The following is a 14,623-nucleotide window of genomic DNA, read 5'->3' as shown; positions in this document are numbered from 1 at the left end:
ATCCCCACTGATTGTTGGTTGAACGGATCGGGCGTTTACGGGCTGTTGATCCCCCACCTACATCCCTGTGCTTCTTCTGCCATGTTGAGGTGGGGGGTCTTACAGCCCGTTAATGCGGGATAAATTAATCCCAGTACTTAATTAATGCCTGTGTACCACTTAATTCCTCTCCTTGTAAGGCTAGCTTTTCGTACATTTCCTTAGCCATTGCAAGCCCTGGCAAGTTCAATTCCATTTTCTCCGCCTCTTCTAACGCGATTTTCATATCTTTTATAAAATGTTTCACATAAAAGCCTGGTTCAAAGTCTTCTTTTATAATACGAGGAGCTAAATTCGACAAGGACCAACTGCCTGCCGCTCCACTAGAAATGCTTTTTAATACAGTCTCTGGATCTAATCCGGCTTTTTGTGCGTAAAGCAAAGCTTCGCAAATACCGATCATATTTGTTGCAATTGCGATTTGATTACACATTTTCGCATGTTGACCTGCTCCAGCTTCTCCTTGATACACAATATTTTGTCCAATGATTTCAAAAATCGTCAACATCTTTTCATATACTTCTCGATCTCCTCCTACCATAATCGCAAGAGTCCCATTTTTAGCCCCAGTATCTCCACCCGAAACAGGAGCATCTAACGCATACATTCCTTTTTCTTTCGCCTTAACATAAATCTCTTTTGCAAGACTTGGCTTTGAAGTCGTCATATCAATCACGGTCTGACCGACTCGACCGGAAGCAAGGATTCCTTGACTGCCAAGATATACCTCTTCTACATCTTTTGGCTCTCCAATGATGGTAAAGATAATATCACTTTGCTTTGCGACCTCTGTAGGATTCTCACACCAAATAGCTCCTTGATCAAGCAATTCCTGAGCTTTCTCTTTTGTACGAGTATAAATATACATCGAATATTCTGCTCGTAGTAAATGGTGTGCCATGCTTTTCCCCATAACACCCGTTCCGATAAAACCAATTGTCTTCTTCATGTTTTCCCCACCTCTACATAAAATAATTAAAAGTCCTTAGCAACAAAAAAGAGACCTGCTAAATAGCAGGTCCCAAAAGGGGGTTGTGAGTGAGAATCTCCAATCAATCATGCTTACTTATACTATCCCCTATCCCCTGCAATTTTAAACATATCTTATATCATTTTTTTAGTGAATCGATCTTTAACTAAATGGAACGAACCATTCCGCCATCTACAAGAAAACTACTTCCCGTTACATATGTATTAGCGCCTGAAGCAAGAAAAGCGACCACATTGGCAAACTCCTCAGGGTTTCCGTAACGTCCAAGAGGAATTTTCTTTTTCATTCTTTCCTCTTGCTGCTCAACTGAAATCCCTTGTTTCTTAGCATTCACTTCATCAAGATGACGCACACGTTCTGTAGCAATTCTTCCTGGAGCTACTGTATTTACTAAAATATCATATGGAGCGAATTCTTCTGCTAACGTTTTGGACAATCCAACAATTCCTGTGCGAAATGTATTGGACAAAATCAGTCCAGCAATTGGTTCTTTAATCGATGAAGAGGCTATATTGATAATTTTTCCGCCTTGTTTTTTTAAATGAGGCAAGGCTTCGCGAATTGCCCGAATATAGGAAAATAAATTTAATTCAAACGCCTTCTGCCAATCATCGTCTGTCATTTCTTCAAACAATCCAGCAGGTGGCCCACCGGCATTATTGATTAAAATATCAATGGTTCCAAATGTGGACACCGTTTGTTCGACTAACTGCTTGATTTCCTCCGGTTTCGTAATATCACACGCGGCATACTCAATTTTTCCAGCGGAACCATTCTCTAAGCTAACCTTTACTTCTTTCAGTTTTCCTTCATTACGGCTCGCTAACATGATATTAGCACCGCCTTGTGCTAACTTCTCAGCAATTGCTCGACCTAATCCTTGACTAGAAGCGAGAATCAACGCTGTCTTTCCTTCAAAAGAAATATTCAAAAAAACCCCTCCCTTTCCGAACATTACACTTCATTATAATATAATTCGAATTTTCTTGTTATTCTTTTTTCCCTAAACCAAAAAAAGGCTGCCTCTAATAAAGGGAGCTGACTCCGAGCAATAATATCTAGTAAATACAAGAGGGGATTCCCTCTCTATTAAGATATTCTTATCGGTTATCAGCCCCTTATGAGACAGCTTAGATCAAATAAGGGGAAAAATGAGAATGAAACTATGGTTTCAGCTGTTTCACGAGCTGTTATACACATATTACCCGCATCTTTCTTAAATAAAACGTATGCACATGGATCATTTAACAGAAAAAAGAGAGAAATCTTATTCTGCTAAACCTTCTTTTTTCAATACATCGTTAATTGTTTCTAAAGCAGCTTGCTCGTCACTTCCCTGTGCACTGATAACGATTTTTGAATGTTGACCAATTCCAAGTGACATAACACCCATGATCGATTTTAAATTCACTTTTTTCTCTTTAAATTCAAGTTCAATTTCACTCGAAAACCTGCTGGCTGTTTGAACTAATAAAGTAGCTGGACGTGCATGAATGCCCGTTTCTGCTGTTACAGTAAATTGTTTTTCTACCATTTCCAATCTAACTCCTTCTGTGTAAAAAATATATGTAGCATTACCTTACAAGAAAAGTGGCCTATTCGCAATTAGTTAGAAAAATGAATATTTCCTTTTTATTAAGAATATCATCCTCAGGACCATGGTTTCATACAGAAAATGCCATGTTAGCTTCTAGCTTCCTCTAAATAATAATAGATCACTGATCCTCCTCGTTGGGCGATGCCTCTAAAATGTTTAAAATCTTCTCTACTTATCAATACACTTTGAAAGATAAGAAACTGTTCTTTACTTATTTGAAAGTGCTCTATCTCTCCATTCTTTAATTGATCCAACATGGTTGAAGCCTCTTCTATTGTCAACGCTTCCACCCCTTTCAGAATTTTAAATAAATTTATACATATCTCTTTACTCTTTTACAAAAATAAGGCAAACTGTGAAGTAATACTCTTGAATGATCTAATAACCATGCTATTGTTTTCATTGCTATTAGGTAATTCTAAAAAGATTATGATCAAACGTCAAGAAAGACACAATTAGTAACCTTTTCTATATTTATACGTGAAGGAGAGACAGAGATATGACGAAAGCAGAAGTCGGTAATATCGTTGAATTCAAAAATGGCTTACAAGGGATGGTTGAAAAAGTAAATGAGAATTCAGTGATCGTTGATTTAACGATCATGGATAATTTCGATGACTTAGAGCTAGAGGAGAAGACGGTCGTCAATCACAAAAATTACACCATTATCAACCCTTCATAATATACAGCAAAAGCTATTTTTCTAGAAAAGTCTGTCCCCGAAAGGTGTTTTACTTAGGGGACAGACTTTTTTCTGTCAAACTTATTCATTACAATTTAAACTACTTTTTGTTAAAATAATGTTTGTAGTAAAGAAAGGAGTTCGAAACAATGGCAGTTCTTAAAGATTGGCGGTTAGTTGTCAGCCTTGTACTAGCACATATTTTGCTTTATATTACTTTTTCTGACCGTGATATATTTTGGTACATATATACAGCTGCAAACCTTTTTTTCATTAGCATTGTAATCATAAATGAAAAAATCGATGATAAGCAAAAGACGACTAGTTTTATTAAGTATGGTCTGTTATCGGGGCTTCTTCTATATATCTTGTTTTGGGTTGGACATTTATTACTTCCGGTTCTACCTTTTTCACTAGAAAAACAAGTGGCCTCTATGTACAAATGGTATTCTCCACAATTTTCTTGGCACTATATCGTTCTTTTATTAGTGTTTATTCCTGGAGAAGAATTATTTTGGCGAGGTTTTATTCAAAAGCGTCTCTCTAACTACTTTAATGACTTGATAGCTATATTAGTTAGTGCCTCGTTGTACGCGTCCATCTTTATTTATTCTGGGAAATTTATGTGGGTGTTTGCCGCTTTCATAGCGGGCTTGTTCTGGGGAGCTTTATACGCTTGGAAACGCAGCATCCCAACATTAATTATTTCTCATTTAGTGTTTGATTTATTGTTAATTATCCTTCTTCCGCTTAATTAGCCATATTCATACCTTAATAAAAAGCAGGCGTCTATCGTCTGCTTTTTGTTATTTTCTCCATAATAATAGAAGAAAAACTAGACCGATCCATCCAAAAAGCGGATAAAGAACAGCTAGCAACATACCGTAAGAAATTTGACTAAGTAAAAATCCAGCCATAAATATGGCAGCAAAAAGCGTACTTGAAGCCCACTTTATTCGTTTCTCTAGTTGTTGCTGCAGACCGTAAGCATTTCCAACAACGGTAGTAAATATTTCTCCATAAATTAATATCGCATACACATAATGAAAAGCCGGCATATAGGTTTCAACTACCTTGGCCATTGGGATTTCATAGGAAGTAAGATTAGCTAATTGAATCAGACTTACATGACTAGCGATCATCAATAACATTAAAGCTCCTCCCCCAAGAAAAGCTCCCCTTTTAATCACTCGCTTGTCCTTAATTTCATAAGCAAGAGGAACTAGTACAGCTTGAGCGAGTGTTAAATTAAGAGCTGTATAAACGAAAGGGGCTGTCCACATTTTCCATGTCCAATCAGCCTCCTTCCCTATTAATAGCGTCTGAAAAAAAGAAGGACTAGCCGCTACTTCTGTCGCTAGTCGAAATTGAAATAAAAGCATAAGCGGTACAATAAATAAATTCACAGCTAACAATCCTTGTACCCCTCTCGTCATGACCAAAAATCCAATAAAAATAGTAAATAAAATGCCAATATTCGCTGGCCAATGAAGTCTTTCTTCAAATAGAGCTCCTGATCCCGAAAGCATAACCCCTAAGACACCAATCAACATCATAAACTGTATAACCGTCACGGCTTTACCTAACTGGCTTCCAAACAGAAGTTGATTAAATTCTTCAAAAGAAGAGGCTCCGAGCTCAATAGATGTCATCATCATTTTCGCTCCTAGAAAAATAAATAGAGCTCCGCTAATGGCAATGCTAAGTAATCCGTAAAAGCCGAATTGTGAAAAGAACTGCACAATTTCCTTGCCGGTAGCAAAACCAGCTCCAATCACAGTACCTACATAAACTGCTGCCACCTGGCATGCACCGCTCCAAGTTCTCACTATGCATCCCTCACTTCTTCCCCGTTATTTCACCTTATGCTTGTCAATCAATATTAAGAAGAAGAAAACATATATTTTAAACAAAACACTTGAAAGTCAAAAAAGGTCAAAGTATAATATATCTACAAGGTCAAAGATAGTCAAAGTCAAATTCAAATAATAAAGGGGTTGAAACAATATGTTATGTCAAAACTGTCAACAAAAAAGAGCGAATGTACAATTACGAATGAATTTGAACGGTCAAGAGAAACACATGCTTTTATGTTCAGCATGCTATCAAAAAAATAAACAAGCCATTGGTCCATCCTTTCATTCACAAGGATTTGGACACTTACCTATCGATGAGTTGCTGAAAGGCTTTAGCCCGCAAAAATCCCATCAAATGGATACACAAGCACAAGATATGAACAAAGGAGGAAACAGTTTTCTCGATCAATTTGGACGGAACTTAACGAATATGGCAAAGGCCGGTATCATCGACCCGGTCATCGGAAGAGAGAAAGAAGTGAAACGAGTCATTGAAGTATTAAATCGCCGCAACAAAAACAACCCCGTATTAATCGGGGAACCAGGTGTCGGAAAAACAGCGATTGCTGAGGGTCTGGCTTTAAAAATTGCAGAAGGCGACGTACCAGCTAAATTAAAAGGCAAAGAAGTATACTTACTTGACATTGCTTCACTCGTTGCTAATACAGGTATTCGTGGTCAATTTGAAGAAAGAATGAAACAGCTAATTACGGAACTGCAGCATCATAAAAACATCATTCTTTTCATCGATGAAATTCATCTTCTTGTCGGGGCAGGCTCTGCAGAAGGCTCAATGGATGCCGGTAATATATTAAAACCAGCACTAGCTCGTGGGGAGCTTCAATTAATTGGAGCAACAACATTAAAGGAATATCGCCAAATCGAAAAAGACGCAGCCCTTGAACGTCGCTTCCAACCGGTACAGGTCAATGAACCATCTGTCGAAGAAGCGATTGACATTTTAACAGGCTTACAAACTCGTTACGAAGACTTTCATGAAGTCACTTTTACAAAAGAAGCGATTGAAGCTTGTGTCGTTCTTTCTCATCGCTACATTCAAGATCGATTCCTTCCAGATAAGGCGATTGATTTAATGGATGAAGCTGGATCAAAATTAAATTTAACGATCAACACTCAAAATAAAGAAACGATTCAACAGCGACTAACGGAACTATGTAAAGAAAAAGAAGTCGCTCTCCAAAAAGAAGAATACGAAAAAGCAGCTAAACTTCGAGATGAAGAAACAAAATTAGAAGATCAGTTGAATCAAACGGAAGGATCAACAGAGCGACCTGTTGTTACCGTAGAAGAAATCCAACACTTGATTGAACAGAAAACGGGGATTCCTGTTGGAAAATTACAACAAGATGAACAGCAAAAAATGCAGCATTTAGAAGAAAAGATTGCAAAGAAAGTAATTGGACAAGCAGAAGCTGTTAAGAAAGTGGCTAAAGCGATTCGTCGTAGTCGTGCCGGCCTAAAATCGAAAAAACGTCCAATTGGTTCCTTCCTATTCGTCGGTCCAACAGGTGTAGGAAAAACGGAATTAACAAAAACATTAGCAGAAGAATTATTTGGATCGAAAGACGCAATGGTTCGTCTCGATATGAGCGAGTATATGGAGAAACATAGCGTATCTAAGTTAATCGGTTCTCCTCCAGGATATGTCGGTCATGAGGAAGCCGGACAATTAACGGAAAAAGTCCGCCGTCACCCATACAGCATTATTTTGCTAGATGAAATTGAAAAAGCACACCCTGATGTGCAGCATATGTTTTTGCAAATTCTTGAAGATGGTCGCTTAACAGATAGCCAAGGAAGAACCGTCAGCTTTAAAGATACAGTGATCATTATGACAAGCAATGTTGGTGTAACAAACAAATCCATCACGGTTGGCTTTGACAAGAATGCGACTGCGAAGGAAAGTTCCATCTTAGATTCTTTAAGCAGTTTCTTTAAGCCAGAGTTTCTGAACCGCTTTGATAACATTATTGAGTTTCAAGCGCTTGATCAAGATCATTTATTACAAATCGTTGACTTAATGCTTGAAGAATTAAATGAAACATTACAAGAGCAGCAAATGACACTGCAAGTCTCAGATGAAGTAAAGCAAAAATTAAGTGAGCTCGGCTACCATCCCGCTTTCGGTGCCCGTCCACTACGCCGCGTCATCCAAGAACAACTAGAAGATCGCATCGCTGACTTTATTTTAGATCATCCTGAAATAAAACAACTGCAAGCAGTGATCGAAGAAGAGCAAATCACAATCATCGCTTAATGGAAAAAAGTGCCCACATCAGCTGGGCACTTTTTCTATTTCACTCACTATAATTGTTTTACTTTTTCTGTTCCTTCTTCTAGCCACTTTTCAATTGGCTTTAACACGGATGCAATACACCCTTCTTCAAAAGGTGAAATTAGGTTCGCTTTTCGAACGATTTCAGTAAAAGAGAGACTGCCTCCTATTTGACAAATCTCAACATAGTCCTTCCATGCCGCTTCTCGGTCCTCATCCATTCGCTTCCAAAATTGCAATGCACAAACTTGCGCAAGCGTGTAATCAATATAGTAAAACGGCACATCATATATATGGCCTTGACGTTGCCAAAAGCCACCAGATTCTAAATAAGAAATACCGTCATAATCCCGATGTGGCAAATATTCTTTCTCAATCTCCTTCCACACTTGTTTTCGTTCTGCAGAGGTGAGAGTTGGTTGTTCGTAAATCCGATGCTGAAATTCATCCACAGCTGCCCCATAAGGCAAAAATAAAATGGCATCGTTCAAATGAGCATACTTATATTTCTCTGTATCCTCTTGAAAAAATAGCTCCATCCATGGCCAAGTGAAAAACTCCATGCTCATCGAATGAATTTCACACGCTTCATACGTTGGCCACAAGTATTCAGGTACGGAAAAGTCTCTGCTGCAATACACTTGAAAAGCGTGCCCTGCTTCATGAGTCAACACATCGATATCTCCGGACGTTCCATTGAAATTAGCAAAGATAAATGGCGAGCGATAATCATGCATATAGGTGCAATATCCACCACCCGCTTTCCCTTTTTTCGCCTCAAGGTCCATCAATTGGCGATCAAGCATAAACTGAAAGAACTCAGCTGTTTCTGATGAGAGCTCTTCATACATTTTCTTTCCATTTGAGACAATCCAGTTCGCGTCTTCTTTTGGTTTTGCGTTTCCCGTTGTAAATTGATACGCTTCATCATAAAACTTCAAAGAGTCAACGCCAATTCGCTTTCGTTGTTCGTTTCTTAATTTTGTGGCTAACGGAACGATATGCTGTTTAATTTGCTCTCGATATCCTTTAACCATTGATGCGTCATAATTCACTCGATTTAAACGATAATAGCCAAGTTCAGTAAAATTTTGAAAACCTAGCTTATGAGCGATTTCTGTTCTTACTTTCACCAATTGATCATACAGCTCATCAAACTGTTCTTCATGCTCAGCAAAAAAAGCAAAGCGAGCTTCTACCGCCTGTTTACGCAGCGTACGATCAGCTACTTCAGCATAAGGTTCTAGTTGTGCTAATGTAAGTGTTTCTCCATTAAACTCAATTTGCGCAGAAGCAACCAATTGAGTATATTGTGAAGAAAGCTTATTTTCTTTCTCAAGCAAAGGCAGAATTTCTTTCGAAAAGGTTTTCACTTGAGCTTCTGCTGTTGAAAACAGTTGCTTCCCTAGCACTTTTTCAAGTTCAGAGCGATGAATAGAAGAAAGTAACGCTTCGTTTAATTTAGATGAGATTTCTTCCATTCTTGGTGACATTTCATCCATATAGTCTTGTTCTCGTTGATAAAATTCATTCGTCGTATCAATCGTATAGCGAATGTAGCAAAGGTCCATCATTGTGCTAATGCGGTTACGGATTTGATTGATTTCTGTTAAAAGGTCGATCTGTTCGACTACTGTCTTCGCTGCTACAAAACGTTGAAGCAGCTGATCCGTTTCATTCTCTGCCTGTTCAATATTCGGCCGCTCATATAAATACTCGGTAAACTTCATTATAATCCCCCTCTTTCTCACGATAAATCTTTAATAGACACTCCTAGCTTTCGTATTAAAGTAATCACCGTCTCTTTTTCTTCTTCTGACAACACGTCCATTAATTGATGAATATTTTCTTCATGTTGCGGGAAAATTTCGTCAATAAATACTCTACCTTGATCTGTTATTTCGGCATGAATAACCCGGCGATCCTTCTCATTAGCTTTACGAACAAGCAAGTTTTTCTTCTCAAGCTTGTCAACAACATATGTAATACTTCCGCTGGCCATTAAAATCTTATTGCCAATTTGCTGCAACGGCTGAGGCCCTTTATGATATAACAGTTCCAGCACAGCAAACTCTGTCGGATTTAATCCTGACTCATAAATATATTCATTTACCTGTTCATTTATGACTTTCGTTGCCCTTGATAACACAATAAATAGTTTTAAAGATTGCTTACTTTTTTCATTATACATATTTCCCCACTCATTTCTTTACACTGAAGGAATAATAACATTCCAATTGTTATTGGCTTCTGCTTTGATCGTTCCATGTTGACGAATATATGCGGAAAGAAGCTCCGTCATATCGGTTTGTATTTCCTTTATAACCTTTTTTCCTTTAAACATCAAGTAATCCCCGCCCCCTCCTGCACGGTAGTTATTCATAACCACTTTGTAGGATTGATCACACTTAAGCGGCTCTCCATGATACGTCACTTCTGTTATTCGATTTCCGGGTGAACGTGTGAGGTCGATCGTGTATTCAATCCCTTCCCACATATCATAATTATAATGCTGGGGCTTAGGATGTGAAAACTCTTCACTAACAGCTGGCTTTTGACCAATGAGAGTAAAATAGGAGGCTGAACGCTCTAAGGCCTGTTTGATTTCCTCCCCTGTTACTTCTATCACCATTAACGAATTTGGATAAATATAATTGGAAACAATCGCTCTCATTGTGATTTTCTGAGGCAAACCTGGTGAATCGTCGTGAAAAAGAGCGGTATTGGAAATGTCGACATTCGCTACTTCCATCTGTACTTTATTAATCAATTCAATCATTGGATGCTCCACTAATCTTGCTTGAAAAGGATCATGAATGCGCATATCTCCTTCCACCGTACCAAGCACTTCATCTAACCACATTTGCGCTCCTTGTTCATAAGGTTCCATGAGGTTTACAAGTCGTTCATCGGTTTCTAAATCAGCCGCTAGTATCGTTTCAGGAATCACTTGTTGTAGCTTATATTGATGTTTCTCTTTCACAAACTCCGCTGTCACTCGACCAATTGCTGCCCCATTATACCCTGGTTGAACAATCGCTACTCCATTGACCATCTGCTGTTCTTGGCGATGCTGATGACCGGTCAGCAATACATCGATTCCTTCTACCTCCGTGCAAAGACGATAAGCTTGATTCTCTCCTTTTTCAAATGGTTCAATGCTTTCACCTGTAGCTAGATCTATTTCAAACCCGCCATGATAAGAAACGATCATAATATCTGGTTTTTCTGTTTCCCGAATATATTTAACCCATTTAGAGGTTGCCGTAACTGCATCTTTAAACATAAGTCCTTGAATATGCGCTGGCTTTTCCCAATTGGGAATGTAGTGGGTGGTTACACCGAGAACAGCCGCTTTTATTCCTGTTGAAAATTTTTTAACAATATATGGTTTACCAAAGAAAGGATCGCCCGTCGCTCCATTTAAAATATTGCAGCTTAAAAAGGGAAACGTAGCATCAGCAGCTGCTTTTGTTAAAATATCCAATCCATAATTAAATTCATGGTTACCTAAAACAGCCACATCATACGTTAGATGATTCATTCCCACAATCATAGGATGAATCTCTTGCCTTAACATATGAAAATAATAGCTAGCTAAAGGTGTGCCTTGCATAAAATCTCCATTATCGATGACTAATACATGTTCGTTCTCCTTCTTGACCTTTTTCATATAGGAAGCGAGCTTAGCTAATCCAATATCAGCCGGTGTGTTCGAACTATAACGAAGAGGAAGTACTGCCCCATGCAGGTCGCTTGTTTCTATAATAATCATGTTCACGTGATCCATTTAATCCCTTCTTTCTGTTCACTTTGCTATTTGTTTTTCTTTCTCAATTAAACCATCATTTCATGTGAATTTTCACCTATCTACAACTTATTTCGGGAAATGATCATTTTTTTGTTATAATATAAGAGAATGACTCTTTTAAAGGACGAAAATCAATGAAAAAACATGAAAGATTTATATATATTTTTATCGTTATTCTCCCCTCTATTCTAGCCGTTATCGGCTTTTATGATTTTCTGTCTAACCGAGCTAATCAACAGCATAAAGAAGAGCTAGAATGGGTAGCCAGTTTACATAAAAACCAAATGGATCAATTTATTAGTGAAACAAAAATAAGTTTAGATATACTAGCCGTTAGCATTGAAGAAGAAATAAATAATTTGGATAAAGTACAAAGCATATTGAAAAAAATGGCTAGTCAAGATCCTCGTTACGGGGGTATTTATTTACTCGATTTCGAGGGAGATTTACTTGTTGGAACAAATGATTATTTAAAGCAATACAATTTAAGAGATAAACAATATATTAAAGAAGTGTTATTAACAAAAGATACCGCTGTGTCCGATGAAGTCGAAACTCTTTCGAATAATCAGGCGGTTCTTGCCGTGGCTACACCTGTCTTAAAAAACGAACAAGTAGAAGCTATTATTGTCTCTCATATTCGTCTAGATTATATGAAAAATATTATGAGAGTACTGACACCTGAACATTCGATTTTCTTTGAAAACGCCAAACAAGTTCCCGTATTTTCAGTGAACGAGAGACCTGAAGCTTCAAAAGACGAACTTTCTCTTAAATACCCACTATCTCAGCTCCCTTGGAATCTAGTGATTTCAACGGACGAACAAAAAAAGAACAGCTTTATTGGCTATACTTTGCTATTTGCGGTCGTTTTCATTGTCGTATTACACATTATTTATTTATGCATTAAATATATCATGCTCAAAAGACAAACAAATATGGAAAGATTACAACAAGAGTCCCAAAAATTAGAACTAATTGGAACATTAGCAGCAAGTACAGCTCATGAAATTAGAAATCCATTAACTGGAATCAAAGGGCTTGTTCAATTATTAAATGAAAAATATAATGACCAGGAAGATGAATTTTATTTTTCCGTGATCAATAAAGAAGTGGCACGTATTAATCAAATCGTTAGCGAGCTGTTAATACTAGGAAAGCCAACAGCCCAAAAAGTTAGCGTAGTAGATATGAAAGACATTATTTTTGATTTAAATCCATTAATCTATTCGGAAGCTAACTTATACTCTGTTGACTATAAAGTGACTTTGCCTGAACAAGAAATCTGGGTAAAGGTCAATGTTGATCAAATGAAACAAGTCATTTTGAATTTAACAAAAAATGCATTTGAAGCTATGAGTAACGGTGGCGAACTACGATTAACGATACTAAAAAGAGAAAATAGTTGTCAGTTATCTATTACAGACAATGGACCGGGAATTGAAAAAGAAAAGCATGATCAGTTATTTAAGCCGTTCTTCACCTCAAAAGAAGATGGCACTGGTCTAGGGCTAGTTGTTTGCAAACGAATCATCGACTCCTTTGATGGAACGATTGAAATCGAAAGTGAATTTGGTTTTGGTACAACCGTTAGCATCTCTATTCCACTGCAAACGCCTAATGAATGATAAGAGGGTGTCTCAAGCCATTTGGCTTCTGAGACACCCTCTTCAATCATTGTTTGGATAAAACCCCTTCTATTTTGAGCAACTTTCTTTTTTTGTCAATCTCTTTTCCAGCATAACCTGTTAAGGATTGATTTTTTCCGATGACTCGATGACACGGAATGATAATAGGAACAGGATTAGCCTTATTCGCCTGCCCTACAGCACGAACCGCTTTTTTATTGTCAATTTGCTCAGCAATTTCACTATAGGATCGCGTTTCGCCAATAGGAATATGTCGTAAAGCATCCCAGACAGACTGTTGAAAATCTGTTCCCTGTATATCTACTGGCAACTCAAAGCTTGTACGGCTTTGTTGGAAATATTCCTCCAATTGACGAACGGCCTCCATTAATAATGAGTCGCTCGGCTGAAAGTCCATTGCCTCTTCTTCCTCCAATATCAAAAATTGTATCGCACAAATACCTTTTTCATTTCTCACAATGGATAAAGGACCAATTGGACTCTCCATATATGTAAATAATTTCTTCATGTTTCACGCTCCTTTTTGAGTTTGTATTAGCAGACGAAATAAAAATCATGTATAATGCTATGATATGTTTATCATTTCATTGTCATAGACATGAATGAAAGATTCAAGACCTATCAACCATACAGAGTAATTACTTCAAAAGGGGATGCACAATGTCTAAAAGGGATTATTACTTTGACAATGCCAAGTTCATTTTAATTTTCTTTGTCGTTTTTGGTCATTTTCTTCGCTCGTATATTAGCGATGATCCACTTATTTTCGCTTTATACTCGAGCATTTATTTGTTTCATATGCCCGCGTTTGTATTAGTCTCTGGTTTTTTTGCGAAAAACTTTTATAAAAAAGGATATGTCAAAAAAATAGCACAAAAGATTTTATTACCCTTTTTTATATTCCAAATCATTTATTCTATCTTTTATTTTTATTTGTATGAAAGCCGTTCATTTGAAATCGATTTGCTGATTCCACATTGGTCTTTATGGTTTTTGCTTAGCTTATTCTTTTGGAATATTTTACTGTTAATTTCAGTGAAATGGATCAAATTTCCATCTCCTATCCTGCTGCCATTAGCCTTTATCGCTGGAATCGCTGTTAACTGTCTACAGAATGACTTAGAGGTTCTCAGCTTTGCACGTACATTCGTGTTTTTCCCGTTTTTCTTAGTCGGCTATTATTTGAAAAAGGAGCATTTCCAATTACTATCAAACAAAATAGTGAAAATAGCCTTACTAATAAGTGCCCTACTGATCTTTTTGGGTGCTTATACTCATCCAGATTTTGATTTTAATTGGTTTTTCGGATCGATTTCCTACGCTGATCTTGCAGTGACGAATGGGGAAGGAATGATGATTCGAACCATTCTTTACGTATTAAACTTTATCATGATCGCCGCTTTCTTTGCTTTTGTGCCAAAGAAAAAATTCTTTTTCACCGATTGGGGGAAAAACACCCTTTATGTGTATTTACTACATGGCTTCATTATAAAAAGCTTTCGAGATAGCGACTTTCAAGATGGGGTAGAATCGATTATTTTCTTATTAACAATCTCTCTATTATTAACGATGCTGTTGTCGTCATCTGTTATTACAACGATCACTGAGCCAATTATTGAAACAAAATGGTCCCGGCTTAAAAAGATCTTTCATAATAAATCTAATTCGCAAAAAATTTCAGAAAAGCAATAAGGAGAATAGT

The 14,623-nt window shown here is 37.4% G+C and carries 14 protein-coding genes; 5 read left to right on the top strand and 9 right to left on the bottom strand.

What is annotated here, in order from left to right:
* Positions 1-124 precede the first annotated feature (124 nt).
* The 4 genes from WDJ61_RS05955 to WDJ61_RS05940 form a co-directional block, all read right to left on the bottom strand.
* Positions 125-988: an NAD(P)-dependent oxidoreductase gene (locus tag WDJ61_RS05955; protein ID WP_338753802.1), complete on the bottom strand. Its 864-nt coding sequence runs from the start codon at positions 986-988 to the stop codon at positions 125-127.
* A gap of 187 nt (positions 989-1,175) precedes the next feature.
* A complete protein-coding gene (locus tag WDJ61_RS05950; protein ID WP_338753801.1) occupies positions 1,176-1,985 on the bottom strand; it encodes an SDR family oxidoreductase in 810 nt (269 codons plus the stop codon).
* A 312-nt stretch (positions 1,986-2,297) separates the two neighbouring features.
* A complete protein-coding gene (locus tag WDJ61_RS05945; protein WP_338753800.1) occupies positions 2,298-2,564 on the bottom strand; it encodes a phosphocarrier protein HPr in 267 nt (88 codons plus the stop codon).
* A 149-nt stretch (positions 2,565-2,713) separates the two neighbouring features.
* Positions 2,714-2,908 carry a hypothetical protein gene (locus tag WDJ61_RS05940; RefSeq protein WP_338753798.1) on the bottom strand — a complete coding sequence of 65 codons (195 nt, stop codon included), beginning with the start codon at positions 2,906-2,908 and terminating at the stop codon, positions 2,714-2,716.
* Positions 2,909-3,126: 218 nt separating this feature from the next.
* On the opposite strand from WDJ61_RS05940, the gene WDJ61_RS05935 reads away from it, so the two are divergent.
* Positions 3,127-3,309: a YkvS family protein gene (locus WDJ61_RS05935; RefSeq protein ID WP_338753796.1), complete on the top strand. Its 183-nt coding sequence runs from the start codon at positions 3,127-3,129 to the stop codon at positions 3,307-3,309.
* Positions 3,310-3,458: 149 nt separating this feature from the next.
* Positions 3,459-4,067, top strand: coding sequence for a type II CAAX endopeptidase family protein (locus tag WDJ61_RS05930; protein WP_338753795.1), 609 nt, complete (start codon positions 3,459-3,461; stop codon positions 4,065-4,067).
* A 48-nt stretch (positions 4,068-4,115) separates the two neighbouring features.
* On the opposite strand, the gene WDJ61_RS05925 is transcribed toward WDJ61_RS05930, so the two are convergent.
* The gene (locus WDJ61_RS05925) at positions 4,116-5,138 is read right to left on the bottom strand and encodes a hypothetical protein (RefSeq protein ID WP_338753793.1); all 1,023 of its coding nucleotides are present in this window, start codon (positions 5,136-5,138) and stop codon (positions 4,116-4,118) included.
* Between the two features lie 178 nt (positions 5,139-5,316).
* Between WDJ61_RS05925 and WDJ61_RS05920 the strand changes: the two genes are divergently transcribed.
* Positions 5,317-7,443 carry an ATP-dependent Clp protease ATP-binding subunit gene (locus WDJ61_RS05920; RefSeq protein ID WP_338753792.1) on the top strand — a complete coding sequence of 709 codons (2,127 nt, stop codon included), beginning with the start codon at positions 5,317-5,319 and terminating at the stop codon, positions 7,441-7,443.
* 47 nt (positions 7,444-7,490) lie between these two features.
* On the opposite strand, the gene WDJ61_RS05915 is transcribed toward WDJ61_RS05920, so the two are convergent.
* The 3 genes from WDJ61_RS05915 to WDJ61_RS05905 are packed head-to-tail and all read right to left on the bottom strand — an operon-like array spanning position 7,491 to position 11,251.
* Entirely contained in the window at positions 7,491-9,191 is a 1,701-nt protein-coding gene (locus tag WDJ61_RS05915; RefSeq protein WP_338753791.1) for a M3 family oligoendopeptidase, read from the bottom strand.
* Positions 9,192-9,208: 17 nt separating this feature from the next.
* Complete coding sequence (locus WDJ61_RS05910; RefSeq protein ID WP_338753790.1) at positions 9,209-9,652, bottom strand: MarR family transcriptional regulator; 444 nt, start codon at positions 9,650-9,652, stop codon at positions 9,209-9,211.
* An 18-nt stretch (positions 9,653-9,670) separates the two neighbouring features.
* Positions 9,671-11,251, bottom strand: coding sequence for a bifunctional UDP-sugar hydrolase/5'-nucleotidase (locus WDJ61_RS05905; protein WP_338753788.1), 1,581 nt, complete (start codon positions 11,249-11,251; stop codon positions 9,671-9,673).
* Positions 11,252-11,406: 155 nt separating this feature from the next.
* On the opposite strand from WDJ61_RS05905, the gene WDJ61_RS05900 reads away from it, so the two are divergent.
* Positions 11,407-12,900 (top strand): ATP-binding protein, encoded by a 1,494-nt coding sequence (locus WDJ61_RS05900; protein WP_338753787.1) that lies wholly within the window; start codon positions 11,407-11,409, stop codon positions 12,898-12,900.
* Between the two features lie 46 nt (positions 12,901-12,946).
* On the opposite strand, the gene WDJ61_RS05895 is transcribed toward WDJ61_RS05900, so the two are convergent.
* Positions 12,947-13,429 (bottom strand): methylated-DNA--[protein]-cysteine S-methyltransferase, encoded by a 483-nt coding sequence (locus tag WDJ61_RS05895; protein ID WP_338753785.1) that lies wholly within the window; start codon positions 13,427-13,429, stop codon positions 12,947-12,949.
* Between the two features lie 152 nt (positions 13,430-13,581).
* On the opposite strand from WDJ61_RS05895, the gene WDJ61_RS05890 reads away from it, so the two are divergent.
* Positions 13,582-14,613: an acyltransferase family protein gene (locus tag WDJ61_RS05890; RefSeq protein ID WP_338753784.1), complete on the top strand. Its 1,032-nt coding sequence runs from the start codon at positions 13,582-13,584 to the stop codon at positions 14,611-14,613.
* Positions 14,614-14,623: the final 10 nt, after the last annotated feature.

Origin of the sequence: Bacillus sp. FJAT-52991, assembly GCF_037201805.1 — a bacterium.
GTDB lineage: Bacteria > Bacillota > Bacilli > Bacillales > Domibacillaceae > Bacillus_CE > Bacillus_CE kandeliae.
This window is presented reverse-complemented; position numbering and strand designations above follow the sequence as displayed.